This window comes from Propionimicrobium sp. PCR01-08-3 (assembly GCF_030286045.1).
Classification (GTDB): domain Bacteria; phylum Actinomycetota; class Actinomycetes; order Propionibacteriales; family Propionibacteriaceae; genus Brooklawnia.
In genome coordinates this window covers 2960045-2973847 of the sequence record NZ_CP127390.1, presented here as the reverse complement: position 1 = coordinate 2973847, position 13803 = coordinate 2960045, and the positions used below count along the sequence as shown (strand labels likewise).

13 protein-coding genes are annotated in these 13803 nt (G+C 63.2%); 11 read left to right on the top strand and 2 right to left on the bottom strand.

Annotation, left to right across the window (positions count from 1 at the left end; translation table 11 throughout):
- Nucleotides 1–23 precede the first annotated feature (23 nt).
- Genes QQ658_RS13790 through QQ658_RS13775 form a run of 4 tightly spaced genes read left to right on the top strand, consistent with a single transcriptional unit; the run spans nucleotide 24 to nucleotide 3898 of the window.
- A complete protein-coding gene (locus QQ658_RS13790; RefSeq protein WP_286025414.1) occupies nucleotides 24–317 on the top strand; it encodes a hypothetical protein in 294 nt (97 codons plus the stop codon).
- A gap of 25 nt (nucleotides 318–342) precedes the next feature.
- Entirely contained in the window at nucleotides 343–678 is a 336-nt protein-coding gene (locus tag QQ658_RS13785; RefSeq protein ID WP_286025413.1) for a TadE/TadG family type IV pilus assembly protein, read from the top strand.
- Complete coding sequence (locus tag QQ658_RS13780; protein ID WP_286025412.1) at nucleotides 675–1118, top strand: TadE/TadG family type IV pilus assembly protein; 444 nt, start codon at nucleotides 675–677, stop codon at nucleotides 1116–1118. Before QQ658_RS13785 ends, QQ658_RS13780 begins: the two co-directional genes overlap by 4 nt.
- The gene (locus QQ658_RS13775) at nucleotides 1115–3898 is read left to right on the top strand and encodes a LysM peptidoglycan-binding domain-containing protein (protein WP_286025411.1); all 2784 of its coding nucleotides are present in this window, start codon (nucleotides 1115–1117) and stop codon (nucleotides 3896–3898) included. The genes QQ658_RS13780 and QQ658_RS13775 overlap by 4 nt, the downstream gene beginning before the upstream one ends.
- On the opposite strand, the gene QQ658_RS13770 is transcribed toward QQ658_RS13775, so the two are convergent.
- Complete coding sequence (locus QQ658_RS13770) at nucleotides 3885–5294, bottom strand: MFS transporter (RefSeq protein WP_286025410.1); 1410 nt, start codon at nucleotides 5292–5294, stop codon at nucleotides 3885–3887. The two genes, QQ658_RS13775 and QQ658_RS13770, sit on opposite strands and share 14 nt — an antisense overlap.
- 131 nt (nucleotides 5295–5425) lie before the next feature.
- Between QQ658_RS13770 and QQ658_RS13765 the strand changes: the two genes are divergently transcribed.
- The 7 genes from QQ658_RS13765 to QQ658_RS13735 all read left to right on the top strand — a co-directional run bounded on the left by QQ658_RS13765 (nucleotide 5426) and on the right by QQ658_RS13735 (nucleotide 13023).
- A complete protein-coding gene (locus QQ658_RS13765) occupies nucleotides 5426–5875 on the top strand; it encodes a hypothetical protein (RefSeq protein ID WP_286025409.1) in 450 nt (149 codons plus the stop codon).
- Between the two features lie 659 nt (nucleotides 5876–6534).
- On the top strand, nucleotides 6535–7572 hold the full coding sequence (locus QQ658_RS13760; protein WP_286025408.1) for a TRAP transporter substrate-binding protein: 1038 nt from the start codon (nucleotides 6535–6537) through the stop codon (nucleotides 7570–7572).
- 437 nt (nucleotides 7573–8009) lie between these two features.
- Complete coding sequence (locus QQ658_RS13755; RefSeq protein ID WP_286025407.1) at nucleotides 8010–9044, top strand: TRAP transporter substrate-binding protein; 1035 nt, start codon at nucleotides 8010–8012, stop codon at nucleotides 9042–9044.
- Nucleotides 9045–9223: 179 nt separating this feature from the next.
- On the top strand, nucleotides 9224–9757 hold the full coding sequence (locus QQ658_RS13750) for a TRAP transporter small permease (RefSeq protein ID WP_286025406.1): 534 nt from the start codon (nucleotides 9224–9226) through the stop codon (nucleotides 9755–9757).
- Nucleotides 9758–9759: 2 nt separating this feature from the next.
- Nucleotides 9760–11076, top strand: coding sequence for a TRAP transporter large permease (locus QQ658_RS13745; protein ID WP_286025405.1), 1317 nt, complete (start codon nucleotides 9760–9762; stop codon nucleotides 11074–11076).
- A 102-nt stretch (nucleotides 11077–11178) separates the two neighbouring features.
- Nucleotides 11179–12198: an L-idonate 5-dehydrogenase gene (locus tag QQ658_RS13740; RefSeq protein WP_286025404.1), complete on the top strand. Its 1020-nt coding sequence runs from the start codon at nucleotides 11179–11181 to the stop codon at nucleotides 12196–12198.
- Between the two features lie 42 nt (nucleotides 12199–12240).
- On the top strand, nucleotides 12241–13023 hold the full coding sequence (locus QQ658_RS13735; protein ID WP_286025403.1) for an IclR family transcriptional regulator: 783 nt from the start codon (nucleotides 12241–12243) through the stop codon (nucleotides 13021–13023).
- Here QQ658_RS13735 and QQ658_RS13730 read toward each other — a convergent pair.
- A complete protein-coding gene (locus QQ658_RS13730; protein ID WP_286025402.1) occupies nucleotides 13020–13775 on the bottom strand; it encodes an SDR family oxidoreductase in 756 nt (251 codons plus the stop codon). The two genes, QQ658_RS13735 and QQ658_RS13730, sit on opposite strands and share 4 nt — an antisense overlap.
- Nucleotides 13776–13803: the final 28 nt, after the last annotated feature.

The following is a 13803-nucleotide window of genomic DNA, read 5'->3' as shown; positions in this document are numbered from 1 at the left end:
CTCCCGGCAGAAAGGGAAATCCGATGAACGATATTCAACCTTCGATCTCCGCAGACGACGCCTCCAGCGCGACTGCCGACCGGTCCGGGTCACTACTACCCGAGGCACCGGCGCTCGCCGGCGGGCCGCAACGCATCATGCATCGGACGCTCGGCACAGCCCTGGTGCTGCGTAATGCGATGCGGCAGGGCAATCAACGCGGCTTGTCGCAATCGACCGAAAACGCCGTGCTGCTCACCGGAGCAGTCGCAATCGCGCTGACAGTCATCGGATTGGTGGGAAATTATGTGGCCACGAAGCTCGGGGAACTCGCGTGATCCGAGGCCGGGTACCGAGCGCGGAATGACCGGCTCGGTGCAGTTGGCGATGCTCATGCCCCTGGTGCTGGCGGTGATCTTCGCCATCATTCAGGCCAGCATCTGGTTTGCCGGGCGCTCGTGCGCGCAGCAGGCGGCCATGGCCGGTGCCGAGCGCGCCGCCTATGCGTCCGGGCTTGCGGACGATGCCTACCAGGTCAGTGCCGAGGTCGCCGAACGTGGCGGATTGCAGCAGGTCGATATCGGCTTCGCTCAGCTGGCCGACACGATTCAGGTGAACATCGTAGCCAGCGTGCCGGCATTGTTGCCGGGGCCGTGGTCAACGGTCGAAGCCTCCGCTGCCCGGGTAAAGGAGGCATGATGCGCCCGAACCCGCACCCTGCCGACCAACGCGGCGCCGCAGTCGTCGAGGTGGCCTTGATCGTGCCCCTGCTGGTGGTGCTCGTGCTCGGTCTCGCCGGAGCCTGGCGAATCGGATGGGCCCGAACCCAGCTGCATGAGGCCGCTGCTGCCGGCGCCCGGGCAGCGACACTGGCCACCTCGGCCCCGGCCGCCGTCGAACAGGCGGTCAGCACCATCGAATTTGATCTGGCAACGGTAAACGTAGCGTGCTCCGACCTTGTGGTCGACGTGGATACCGCTGCATTCCTCAACCCACCCGGACAACACGGATCGGTCATCGTCCGACTCGGCTGCCGGCTCGACTTGGCAGATGTCATGGTTCCCGGGCTGCCCGGTTCACTGTGGCTGGACGCCGAAGCAAGCGAGGCTCTCGACGTATTGAGGGAGCGCACACCATGAAAAAGATCATGAAAGGCATAGCGGCCCTCCTGGTGGTGCTGGCCGTCGTCGCGGGCGGCGCCTGGACCCTCGTCCGATTCGGCAGGCCGGAGGCGTTGTGGACGACCAGCTGGAGCCAAATCGTCACGACGCCCGACGACGGCAGCCTGCTGTTGGCCATCATTACTCTGGTCGGCTGGATCGCCTGGGGGATGGCGGTTGCCTCGTTCGCAGGTGAATGCCTTGCCGCCGTCACCGGTGGCCGCCGCCGATTGAGGTTCCCCGGCTGGCAGGTGTTGGCTCCGGCCAGTGCAATCCTCATCACCGCGATCATCGCCATGACGGCCGGCAATGCCGTCGATGTGGGAGCTACCAAGACCCACGCGCAACCCCCGCTGCCACCCGAGCCGCCCCAGATGACCACGGTGAACGCCCACGACAAGCAAGCCGATGAGGAGCAGCAATCCCCCGTCATGGCCACCCATCTGGTGCAACCCGGCGATGATCTGTGGTCGTTGGCCGAGCGCTACTACCACGACGGAACGCTGTGGCGCCAGATAGCCGAAGCAAACGATTCGCAGTTGCTCATCTCCACCGATCACCTCGAACCCGGCATGCTGCTGGTAATCCCGGATCTTGGGGTCCTCGAGGACGATCAGCCCGGCGAGCACGTCGTCGTCGGGCCGGGCCAGACACTCAGCGACCTGGCAGACGAACACCTCGGCGATCCCGGCCGCTGGCCCGAGATCGCAGCGCTCAACCCGCAGATCATCGATCCCGATCTCATCCATGCGAACGATGTGCTGAAGCTGCCGGCCTCGGATGCCGATGCCTGGACCGCGGAGCCGGTTGTGCCACAAGCCGAGCCCGAACTGGAATGGGAACTCTGCCCCATCCCAGCAGATACCGATCCCGGCCCGTCCGCGGCGGCGAGTACCAACCGCACGCCCGGGCCGGTATCCGACCACTCGCACCAGAGGTTCGTTGAGACGAACACCGTCGAGATTAACGCTGCTCAGACCAGCCCGTTTGTGGCATTGGGTGCTTTGGTGACCAGCACCTTGGCGGCGGCTTTCACGGCGCACCGACGCAGGCAGCGAGTCAAGCGTCCGCTCAGTACCGTGCTGCCTTCCTTGGGCTCAGTGGCGCGCGCCGCCGGTATCGAACTCGCTCACCTCGCCGAGGCCAACCCACCGGCAGCGAAGCCCGATCTGACGGCACTGCCCGGCCAGCTCATCGAGAGCGCAGACGAGCCCGACGATCCGGAGGCGAGTCCGGGAATGGTCCCGATACACCGTGACAGCACCGATACGGATCCGACCGACGGCGCGACGATCATGCCGCTGCCGGAAGACCCGGTCGGCAGCGCGACCGAGATTCCGTTGGGAACACTGGCCGACTCGGCCGCCCGCGAGCAACTGTGGTGCGATGTGGAGCTTGAGCAGGTCACCTGGCTGAGGGGCCCGGCCGCTGCCTGTCAAGCGATGGCTGCGGCCATGGCGGTCGAGCTCAGTGCCTCTCCGCTCAGCCAGGTCGTCGTGGCGGGTGCGGAGTTCGCGTGGCTGGCCAGCATCGACGAACCACATATCGAGAGCTATCCCGACAGCCGGTCTGCCGTGGAGTGGCTGGACACGTTGGCGAACCAGCGGGCCGGCAACCGTGGTGACGAGGTCTCGTTGATGCAGTTGCGCGACGATCCGCTCCGGTCGGAGGCCTGGGCGCCCGTGGTGGTCATTCTCGATGAGGCCCCCGCCCGGATGCCCCGTCGGCTGGCCGGCCTCGGATTGTCGATGGTCATCTGCTGCGCCGAAACCGAACCGCCGGAGGGCTCCGTGGTCATTCAGGTGGACGACGGCCGGGCCGAATATCTGCCGACCGGCGAACAATTCCGGCCATATCAAGTGAAACCCCCGGTCCGCGAAGCATTACAGGAGCTCTTCGAGGTGGCGACGAGTACGGATTATCCACTGGCCCCATGGTGGGCCACATATGAGCCGGCAGGCCTGCCGATCGTCCTGCCTACGATTCCCCGGCCCGAATCGGCAAAGGGAGGCACGATGGCAGTCCTGCCCGAGCATCCTGTGGTGCGAATCTTGGGCACGATCGAATTGGTTGGCGCTCGCGGTGCGCCACCGTCGCGCGCGATCAAGCAATGCATCGAATACTGCGCCTGGTTGCTGGAGCACCCCGGTGGGACATCATTGTCGATGTCGAAGGACCTGATGGTCGCCGAGCCCACCCGCCGCTCCAATATGAGCCGGTTGCGAGGCTGGCTGGGCGCCGATGCGAACGGCGCCGCCTATCTTCCCGAGGCCTACTCGGGACATATTTGCCTGCATCCCGGCATCACGTCCGATTGGGAAGAACTTCAGACCTTGGTCAGCGGAGGCGTGAACAGGGTTGCCAACGCCTCGTTGGTGCAGGCTCTTTCGCTGGTGCGAGGGGAACCACTGGCGGACGCAGCACCCGGGCAGTGGTACTGGGCCGAACAATTGCGGCACGACATCGCGGCGATGATCAGCGACATCGCGGTGGTGCTGTCACGCCGGGCGATGCAGGCCGGCGATCTGGATTCCGCACAATGGGCGATCGACCAGGCGGTGCTGGCCGGCGCCGACGACGAGTTGCTGGCGGCCGCGCGAATCCGGCTCGCACATCTGCAGGGCGATGACGCGTCGGCCGACCAGTTGATCCTGCAGCTCACCAGGTCTGCCCGTAGCCTGGGCGTCGATCTCGAGGACGAGACCGTGGCACTGCTGCAGGAGGTGGCAGAAGGGCGGGTTCGTCTCAGGCACGCCTGACAGTGCCCTTCTGGTAGTCGTCCTTGTCGCTGCTGACCAGGGCGAAAACTGCCGCGCAGACCGCGAACAGTATTGCCAACCCGACGAAGAACGGAACCCGGTGCCCGTCGAAGGGCAACAGGGCCGCGGCAATCACCGCGCCCACGACATAGCCGAGATTGTTGATGATGTCGTAGATGACCATCACGCGGCCGCGCAACTCGTCGACGATATGGGCCTGCACCACGGTGTCCGCGCAGATCTTGACCGACTGCAGGCACAAACCGAGCACGAACCCGGAGACGAGCAAACTGGGCCGGGTCAGCAGACTGCCCGGAACCAGCTGAACCACCGCCGCCACCGCGAATGCTGCGATCAAAGTTCGGCGCACGCCTATGCGTCCGGACGCAGGAGTGGCGACTGCACCGGATAGCGCAAACCCTGCCCCAGAAACCAAGAACCAACTACCCATCTGCACCATCACGGACTCCAGGTCGGCGTCCGACCCGAAGTAATGCCGGTAGAGCACGATGATGGCCGTCATCAGCGCGCCATAGCCGAGCCGTGCGAAGAACACCATGATCATCGAAACCGCGGCGGGCACCTGTTGGCGGATCTCGCGTCCGGCATCGGCCAATTCGGCGAACACCTTTGCCCAGGTGCTTGCCGTCGTGCCGCCTGCGGGACCGAGTTGGCCGCGCTTGAATCCGAGAGCGGTGCCGGCTGCCGCGGTGAAGAGCAGCGAAGCCAGCAGGAAGACCAAGCCATCGGCCCACTGGGTGGCCAGCAACCGTCCCGACGCCAGCCGGGCAAGGCCGGCGAACGCGCCGCCGATGATTCCGGACAGCGGTCCGAGAACGGGCATCAGGGCAGCCGCGTCGAGATATTCGTCGTCGTCGACGGTGAGCGGCATGCCGGCGCTGAGCCCGGCGATCTGCAGCCGGTTGAGGCTCAGCGCGACAAGCAGCAGGACCATCAAGAGTGCCTGCCAGCTCGCCCCGGTGCGTCCGGTCACCACCAGCACGGTCATGCCGGCGGCGAGCGTCATCCTGGTGAGGTCGCTGATCACCACGACGCGGCGCCTGTCATGTCGGTCGAGGATGGGGCTGACAAATGGTCCGACGACCGAGAAGGGCAGCATGACCAGGGCGATGACTGCGGCGACGGCCCACGCATTGGGCTGGGATTGCGGGCTGAAAAGCAGGTATGTCGCCATCCCGACCTGGACGACCGCGTCCCCGCCTTGGGAAAAGGTGCGGACGATCACCAGTCGCCGGAAGCCGGGGTGGCGAAGCAGCCGCTTCAGGCGACGCAGGGTGTACATGACGACCCATCGTAGGTCAGGGTCGATTGCCGCGGGCCGGTCGGGCGGCTCTCCGGAACCGGGCACATATTCCTGTTCCGGCGAGTCGACCACGTTCGGCTGCTTTCGCGCGCCGGCGGCTGTGTCATGAAGCCGAACTGGAAGTCGCCCTCGCGGCCGGGGTGAATGAACTTCTACCTGGCCCATGGTTGGTGGCAACAGGGTATGGTCGAAGAGTGCCCGAGATGAGTCACGATGATGTGACCGCCCCTCCACCTCGCCGAGATACTCATCGCCGTGAACAGGCGTTACTACGCGAGGCGATGGCTGCTGCCGCCGCACAACGAGAGGCGGGAGAGGCTCAAAGACTCATCGATCAATTCATCGCGGACGCAAGAAGCAGCGGCATCGAGCCGGAACCCTTGCGCATGCATCTATCGGGCGGCGGCACGGCCCGTACCGACAAACTCGGCTGGTACATCAAGATCGATCAGACCGTGGCCATCGGCAATGACGGCGGGTACTACCTGCTGTCGATGCCCGGCGGCCTGCGCGAGCGCCTTTCTGGGGTGAAACTCAAGCCGAACCAGCCCAGCATGCAGGTGAACAAAGGCGGACGCGACGGTGAATCCGGTGAGCTTGCCGACTTCCTGACCAGGAGACTGGCCGATTCCGGTTATGACGAACCCAGATGAGTCCGCCAGCGACCGCCGCGGCTACCCGCAGACAAAGTATGGGAACCGCGGGTGAGAGCCCGAATATGCACCAGACTCCGCCGACGGTGGCAGATCAAGCGATTGGCTTAGCACTAGGGGGCTGATAGTCACCCCTACCAACCCCCTAGGCTATCTGGGAGATGAATATAGCTTCGTGCGACGATGATGCAGAAATCGGGTGGCTGAGGTTGCCGGATAGTTGCAGCATGGTTATCAAACCGTGACGTGATTCGGGTGGCTCACCCGGACCGGCCGGACCCCAAAAAACGAACGCCCCGAAGACCGCCGGACGCAGACGAAGCACCGAGTGGAGCCGCATGGGGCGCACAGAACGTACCGCTGAGGCGACCAGAAGAGAAGCCCGGGCGGAGGCGCCTGAAGGGCTCCTGATAGCCGATGCAGCGTGAGTGCGGCGAACCCGGCGAGATAACGATTCGATCAACCAGGTTGCCGTGTTGCCAGCTTTGGTTGACCGCTTGATTAGCACGTTCATACACTCCAAACATCGAGTGAGTTCGTGTCTGGATCGCGGAACTCATGGTAGAGACATTGACCATCGGCCTCGAAGCCGAGCGCCCGAACGGTAAATCCGGCCAGGTCGCAGTGTCACTGGAAGAACAGTTCCAAGGAGGAACAACATGAAGTTGTCCAAGGTGATTTTGACCGGCGCCGTCGGCCTGATGTCACTGAGCCTCGCCGCCTGCGGTGGCGGCGATGGTGACGGCGGCGGCAACGCCGGACAGACCGTTTTCAAGCTGGCTTTCAACCAGACCGAGGAGCACCCGCAGTACGCCGCCGGTGTCGCGCTGGGCGAGAAGCTCGAAGAGGCCACCGACGGCCGCTACTCGGTGAAGGTCTACCCGAACGAGCAGCTGGGTAGCCAGGCCGACGTTTTGCAGAACGTCTCGGACGGCACCGTCGAACTGACCTGGACCGGCGCTCCGACGCTGGAGAGCTACAACCCCGATTTCGTGGTCTTCAACCTGCCGTACATGTTCGATTCGACCGAAGCGCAGAATGCCGTGCTGTCGAATACCGACGCACTGCAAGACCTGTACACCTCGATGGAGGAGTCCAAGTCGTTCACCGTGCTGACCGGTGTGAATGCCGGCACCCGCAACATCTACAACAGCAAGCACCCGATCACCACTCCTGCCGACCTGCAGGGTCTGAAGATCCGCGTGCAGCAGTCCGACTCGCAGGTGCAGATGATCGAGGACATGGGCGCCATCTCGTCCCCGATGAGCAACGGTGATGTCTACTCCGCGCTGCAGACCGGTGTGCTTGACGGTGCCGAGAACAACGAGGTGACCTGGGATGCTCTGAAGCAGAGCGAGGTCGCGAAGTACTACTCCTACACCCGTCACCTGATGCTCCCCGACTACCTGATCATGAGCACCAAGGCGCTCGACAAGATGAGCGAAGAGGATCAGGCCGCGCTGCTCGAGATCATCCCCGAGGTTCAGCAGATCGCCAATGACGGATTCGCCGACTTCACTCAGAAGTCGATCGATCACGCCACCGAGATCGGCGCAGAGTTCAACGACGATGTCGACATCGACGCGTTCAAGGCCACCGTCCAGCCGTTGGTCGAGGCCACCGTCGCCGAGAGCGAGACTCGTCAGGAGCTCTACCAGCTGGTTCAGGACGCCAACGCCGCGAATCCAGCCAAGTAGCCAGACGCTCATCCAACCGGTTCGGATGTGCTGGTAGTTGAGTTGAGACAGAGGGCTTGGGTCCCCGAATATGGGGATTCAAGCCCTCTGTGGCGTCCGGCATGCCGGACGTCCGGGAAATACCGCACGGTGAGCGGGTCCGCAGATGTATTTCGCTTGACAAAAGCACCGGCATCCGGCTTTCGCCGGCATAGTTCGGGTGCGACAATTCATGCCTGTCAGATCACGATTTGGTGCTAATTGTTGCCAGGTTGCCACGACGTCTTGACCCTGAATATTCCCGCTTCTTAGACTCCTTTTCGTCGGGCTGAACTGTGTTTGGTTTGACGAACACCGTCAAGATTGTCCACACGAGACTGACGAAGGTCCGTGAGTGTTCGGGTGGCAGTCATCTCCGCAAGGTTGCATTGCTTGTTCTCCAAGAAAGGACTTCAACAATGAAGTTGTCCAAGGTACTACTGACCGGCACGGTCGGGCTTCTGTCGCTCGGCCTGGCCGCATGTGGTGGCGGCTCGGGCGAGGGTGGCGGTGGTGGCAGCCAAACCGTCTTCAAACTGGCCTTCAACCAAACCGAAGAGCATCCGCAATACAAGGCGGCCGTGTCCCTCAGTGAAAAGCTCGAAGAGGCGACCGATGGCCGCTATTCGATCAAGGTGTACCCGAACGAGCAGCTGGGCACCCAGTCCGACGTCGTTCAGAACCTCTCCGACGGCACCGTCGAGATGATGTACATCGGAGGCCCGGTGATGGAGGGATTCAACTCCGACTTCATCGTCTACAACCTGCCGTACATGTTCGACACCTACGAAGCCCAGCAGCAGATCTTCAACGACGACGAGCTCAACGCCGATCTGTTCGCCTCGCTCGAAGACTCCAAGAACATTGACGTGCTGACTGCGCTCTACGCGGGTGTTCGCAATATCTACAACTCCAAGCAGCCGATCCAGACTCCCGAAGATCTGCAGGGTTTGAAGATCCGGGTGCAGCAGTCCGATTCGCAGGTGCAGATGATCGAGGCCATGGGCGGTATCGCTTCCCCGATGGGTCAGGGCGATGTCTACTCTGCCTTGCAGACCGGCGTGCTCGACGGTGCCGAGAACAACACGACCGTCTTCCATCAGCTGAAGCACGACGAGGTCTCGAAGTACTACTCGTACACCAAGCACCTGATGATTCCCGACTATCTGCTGATCAACTCCGATGTGCTGGCCGGTATGGACGATGCCGATCGCGAGGCCTTCCTCGCCCTGATCCCCGAGACTCGCGAAGAGGCCAACTCCGGGTTCTTGGAGTTCGAGGACGAATCCCGCACCGAGGCCGAGGGCATCGGGGCAGAGTTCAACGAGGATGTCGACACCGCCGCTTTCAAGGAACTCACGCAACCGGTAGTGGACGCGGCCGTTGCCGAGAACGACGTCCGCAAGACCCTCTACGACGCCATCCAGGCAGCCAACGAGGCCAACCCGGCATAGGTCAAATTTCCCGCCGAAATATGGGAAATAAATAACGTGTTCCGCGGGGCCGGGCAGGGCCGAATCGCCCCGCCCCGCGGCTCACAAGTGAAGATTCCGGACCCGATTCAGTGACGGATCTGATTCGGTCGCCTGCGGGCAGTCTTCGAAAGTAACCGACAATCAAAAAGGCTCACGGCATGAAAGCATTAAATGCATTTCAACGCGTGATGGACGTGATACTGAGATGGATCTGTATCTTGTTGTTCGCGGCGTTGGTCATCCTGGTGGTGTACCAGGTGGTTATCCGATCGTTCGGCGGCGGTAACGCTTGGACCGAGGCATTGGCCCGGATCGTCTTCATCTGGCAGGGCATCATCGGTGCCGCTTATGTCATCGGTGAGAATGACGATGTGGCGATCGACTTCCTGGTCCGGAAGTTCCCGGCCGCGGTCGTCAAGCTGTTCGAGGTGCTCGCTCATTCCATCGTGGCCGGCTTCGCCATTTGGGTCATGATCTGGGGCGGCTGGGAACTGGCGTCGTCCGCATTCGATCAGACCGTCGAGTTGTTGCCGTTCTCTCAGGGTCAGATCTATCTGATTCTGCCGGTCGCCGGCCTCCTCATCACGATCTACTGCCTCTTGCATATCGTCACCACGATCACTGGTGAGGTGAAGGAGATCGTTCCCGAGGAAGAGATCGATATCGCAACGTTGCAGGAAGAGGGCATCTGATTATGGGTGATGCAGGACTTGTTGCTCTCATCCTTGTGGTGGGCATGTTCGGCTTGATGGCTATCGGCGTGTCGGTGTCGGTTTCGATCGGTTTGCCGTCGGCTATTTGTTTGGTGATCCTGATGGGTCACGAGTCCGGAATCTTTACTTCTGCTCAAAAGATCTATAACGGCGTCGACTCGTTCGCATTGTTGGCTATTCCACTGTTCGTGCTCGCCGGAGCGATCATGAACCAGGGCGGTATCGCGTCCCGGCTGATCGATTTCGCCAAGGCGATCGTCGGCCCGATGCCGGGCGCGCTCGCGCAAACCAACTGCGTGACCAACATGTTGTTCTCGACCATTTCTGGTTCGTCGCTCGCCTGCGCGTCCGCAGTCGGCGCGATCATGAGCCCCGAGATGGAAAAAGATGGCTACGACATGCGTTTCGCTGCTGCGGTCAACATCGCCTCGGCCCCGGCCGGCATGATGATTCCGCCGTCGAACACGGTGATCGTGTACGCGCTGGTATCGCAGGCGTCGGTCGGCGCGCTGTTCCTGGCCGGCTACATTCCGGGCATCTTGTGGATTCTGACCTGTATGGTGCTGGTGCACATTTACGCGCGTAAGCGTCCCGAGCTGAAGGGCAAGGGCTTCCCCCCATTCAAGGACGGCCTGAAGGCGTTCTTGCGGGCACTGCCCAGCCTGGGCCTGATCGTCGTGGTCATCGGTGGTATCACCATCGGCGTGTTCACCGCGACCGAGGGTGCCGGCATCGCCGTGGTCTACGCGTTGGTGTTGTCGCTGATCTACCGCACGGTGCGCGTCCAGGACATCCCGCAGCTGCTGCTGACCGCTACCCGTACCGCATCGGTCGTGGTGTTCTTGATCGCCTTGTCGTCGATCATGAGCTACGCGATGGTGTTCGCGAACATCCCCGTGCTGATCGCGGACTGGCTGACCGGATTCACCTCGTCCAAGATCGTGTTCTTGCTGATCATGGCGATCATTCTGCTGATCATCGGTATCCCGCTGGACGCCACCCCGGCCGTGTTGATCTTCACTCCGATCTTCCTGCCGATCGCCGTCGAGTACGGTGTGCACCCGGTTCACCTGGGCATGATGATGATGTTCAACATGGGCTTGGCGATCATCTCGCCGCCATCGGCGCCGGTGCTGTTCGTCGGTGCCCGAGTGGCAGGCAAGAAGGTCGAAGACGTCATCGGCCCGCTGATGCCGTTCTTCATCGCCCTGATCGTGATGCTGCTGGTCGTCCAGTACGTTCCGGCGCTGTCGCTGTGGCTGCCAACCGCGGCCGGCATGATCGTCGCCCCGGCGTAACCTGGCCCTGTGATAAGCCCGGATCCATCAATGAGGACACGCACACCGCGTTCCCCCGGTGGATCCGGGCTTTCGATCTAACCCCAATCAAGGAGGACGGCGATGAAGGCCGTATACATCAAAGGTAAAGAAGATCTCGAGATCGCGGACGTGCCGGTACCCGAGCCGGGTCCCGATCAGGTTCGGCTCAAGGTGGCCTATGTGGGCATCTGCGGGTCGGATCTGCATTACTACTTCAACGGCGCCAACGGCACCTTCGTGGTGCGCGAACCGCTGATTCCCGGACACGAGATGTCCGGCTACATCGATCTGGATCCTCAGGGCGAATGGAAGCAGGGCACTCCGGTGACCGTGCATCCGGCCACCTTCGGCCCCGATGTGCCCGGCATGGAGAACCTGCGTCACCTTCGCCCGGGCGGCTCCTACCTGGGCAGCGCGTCCACCTGGCCGCACACCCAGGGCGCGATGGCCCAGTACATGCTGGTCGGACGCGACATGGTGCGCGTGCTCCCGGATTCCGTCTCGGTCAAGAACGCGGCACTGGCCGAGCCACTCGGAGTGGTGCTGCACGGCATCAACATGGCCGGTGACCTGACCGGCAAGAACGTGCTGGTGTCGGGTTCGGGCCCGATCGGTTTGCTGGCCGCCTTCGCCGCCAAGCATCGCGGTGCCAGCAAGGTCACCTCGTCCGATGTGCTGGACGGGCCGCTCGCCCGCGCCAAGCAGGTCGGTGCAGACGAAGTCATCAATGTGGCCAAGGACGCCCTGCCGGAGAACACCTACGACGTGATCCTGGAATGCTCCGCCGCCGCTCCCGCGGTCAACGGCTGCATGAAGGCGATCAAGCCGCGCGGCACCCTCGCCCAGATCGGTATGTTCCCCGGCACTCCGGTGTCGGTGGAGCTGGCGGCTCTCGGGCAGAAGGAGATCACCTGGGTCGGTACCTTCCGCTTCGACAACGAGGTGGACGAAGCCATCGAGATGATCGCCGCTGCCCCGTCGGTGGCCGACGTCGTCACGCATGTGTTGCCCGTCGACCAGGCAACCGAGGCCTTCACAACGGGCAAGAACTCGGAGATCTCCGGCAAGGTGCTGGTCGCGCTGGACGGCGCACAGGCATGATCGTCCATCGCGCCGGACGATCACGAGAGTGAAGCCGCCGCGATGCGCGCCTCCTCGATAGAAGTCCCACCGCGCGGGTCGCCATCGGTGACCCGCGCGGTGGCGGTTCTGAACTTGATCGCCGGCCGGCCGGGAGGATGGTCACTGACCCAGATCTCCTCCAGCCTCGGGTTGGCGAAGTCGTCCGTGCTGACCATCCTCACTTCGCTGGAAGCAGCCGGCATGGTCAGCCGGACCGACAACTTTTACGAACTGGACATCGGCGTCCTGACCCCGGCAGGAGGGTTTCTGCGCGGGACCGATTCGATCAGCCAGTTCAAGCGGGAAGTGGCGGCCGCGCCCCTGCTGTCGGGCGAGTTGGCCCATCTGGCGGTGCTCGCCGGATCGGATGTGACCTATATCGCCCGCCATGTCGGACGCGAACCTTTGCCGGTCACCGCCGGGGTGGGAGACCGGTTTCCGGCGTCCATCACGGCTGTGGGGGTGGCATTGCTCGCCCAGCTGAGCAACGAGACGATCGCCCGGCTGTACCGCGGGCCCGACCCGATGCCGCGGTGGTCGGCCAAGTCGACCCGTGACCTGCCAGGGCTGCTCGACAAGCTGGCCCGCACCCGCGAGCAGGGCTATTCGGTGGACGACGGCGAGACCTATCACAACGTCTTCGCCTACGGCCTCGTGGTGCATCGGGTCGGCAACCATGCCCAGGACTTCTCGATGAGCGTCTCTATGCTGCGCGATCAGACGACCGCCAAGCGAAAGGCCCAAGCGCTCGAAGAATTGATGGGCGTGAGGGACGCGCTGGAGGCCGGCAACGACCTGCGCTAGCGGGCCAGCCAGCCGCCGTCGACCGGGATGATCTGGCCGTGAATGTAGTCGGACGCGGCCGAGGCCAGAAAGACGGCGACGTTGCCGATGTCGTCGCCGTTGCCCCAGCGTCCGGCCGGAATGCGCACCATGATCTGCTCGCTGCGCACCGGGTCGGCGATCAGCGCCGTGTTCATCTCGGTGTCCATATAGCCGGGCGCGATCGCGTTCACATTGACCCCGCGCGGCGCCCACTCGTTGCACAGCGCCTTGGTCAGTTGCGCGACTCCGCCCTTGGACGCAGCGTAGGCCGGCACGTTCAGCCCGCCCTGAAAGCTCAGCATGGACGCGATGTTGATGATCTTGCCGCGGCCGCGCTCCAGCATCGGAGCCCCGAACAGCTGGCAGGCCTGAAAGACCGAGCGCAGGTTGATGTCGATCACCCGGTCGAAGGAATCGAGCGGGAATTCGACAGCCGGATGACGCTCCTGAGTACCGGCATTGTTGATCAGAATGTCGATCCGGTCCTCGGCGAGAATCTCATCGGCGAGCCGGTCGAGCACTTCCCGGTCGCCGAGATCGGCCTCGTGATGGATGAGCCGGCGTCCGGCCTCGGCCGCCTGATCGATCACCTCGTCGAGAGGCGGACGCCGGCTGATCACGTGCACATCGACCCCGGCGTCCAACAGCGCGCTGGTGATGCCCAGCCCGAGCCCTCGTCCGCCGCCGGTGACCACCGCTGTGAGCCCCGAAACGTCGAATGCCGATGCCATCTCTTCTCCTCCGCGAATCCCCATGGCT

What these genes read in the sequence shown, in the direction of transcription:
- QQ658_RS13745 (WP_286025405.1), top strand. Translation starts at nt 9,760, where the DNA reads ATGGGTGATGCAGGACTTGTTGCTCTCATCCTTGTGGTGGGCATGTTC.
- QQ658_RS13780 (WP_286025412.1), top strand. Translation starts at nt 675, where the DNA reads ATGATGCGCCCGAACCCGCACCCTGCCGACCAACGCGGCGCCGCAGTC.
- QQ658_RS13765 (WP_286025409.1), top strand. Translation starts at nt 5,426, where the DNA reads ATGAGTCACGATGATGTGACCGCCCCTCCACCTCGCCGAGATACTCAT.
- QQ658_RS13790 (WP_286025414.1), top strand. Translation starts at nt 24, where the DNA reads ATGAACGATATTCAACCTTCGATCTCCGCAGACGACGCCTCCAGCGCG.
- QQ658_RS13735 (WP_286025403.1), top strand. Translation starts at nt 12,241, where the DNA reads ATGCGCGCCTCCTCGATAGAAGTCCCACCGCGCGGGTCGCCATCGGTG.
- QQ658_RS13775 (WP_286025411.1), top strand. Translation starts at nt 1,115, where the DNA reads ATGAAAAAGATCATGAAAGGCATAGCGGCCCTCCTGGTGGTGCTGGCC.
- QQ658_RS13740 (WP_286025404.1), top strand. Translation starts at nt 11,179, where the DNA reads ATGAAGGCCGTATACATCAAAGGTAAAGAAGATCTCGAGATCGCGGAC.
- QQ658_RS13755 (WP_286025407.1), top strand. Translation starts at nt 8,010, where the DNA reads ATGAAGTTGTCCAAGGTACTACTGACCGGCACGGTCGGGCTTCTGTCG.
- QQ658_RS13750 (WP_286025406.1), top strand. Translation starts at nt 9,224, where the DNA reads ATGAAAGCATTAAATGCATTTCAACGCGTGATGGACGTGATACTGAGA.
- QQ658_RS13785 (WP_286025413.1), top strand. Translation starts at nt 343, where the DNA reads ATGACCGGCTCGGTGCAGTTGGCGATGCTCATGCCCCTGGTGCTGGCG.
- QQ658_RS13730 (WP_286025402.1), bottom strand. Translation starts at nt 13,775, where the DNA reads ATGGCATCGGCATTCGACGTTTCGGGGCTCACAGCGGTGGTCACCGGC.
- QQ658_RS13760 (WP_286025408.1), top strand. Translation starts at nt 6,535, where the DNA reads ATGAAGTTGTCCAAGGTGATTTTGACCGGCGCCGTCGGCCTGATGTCA.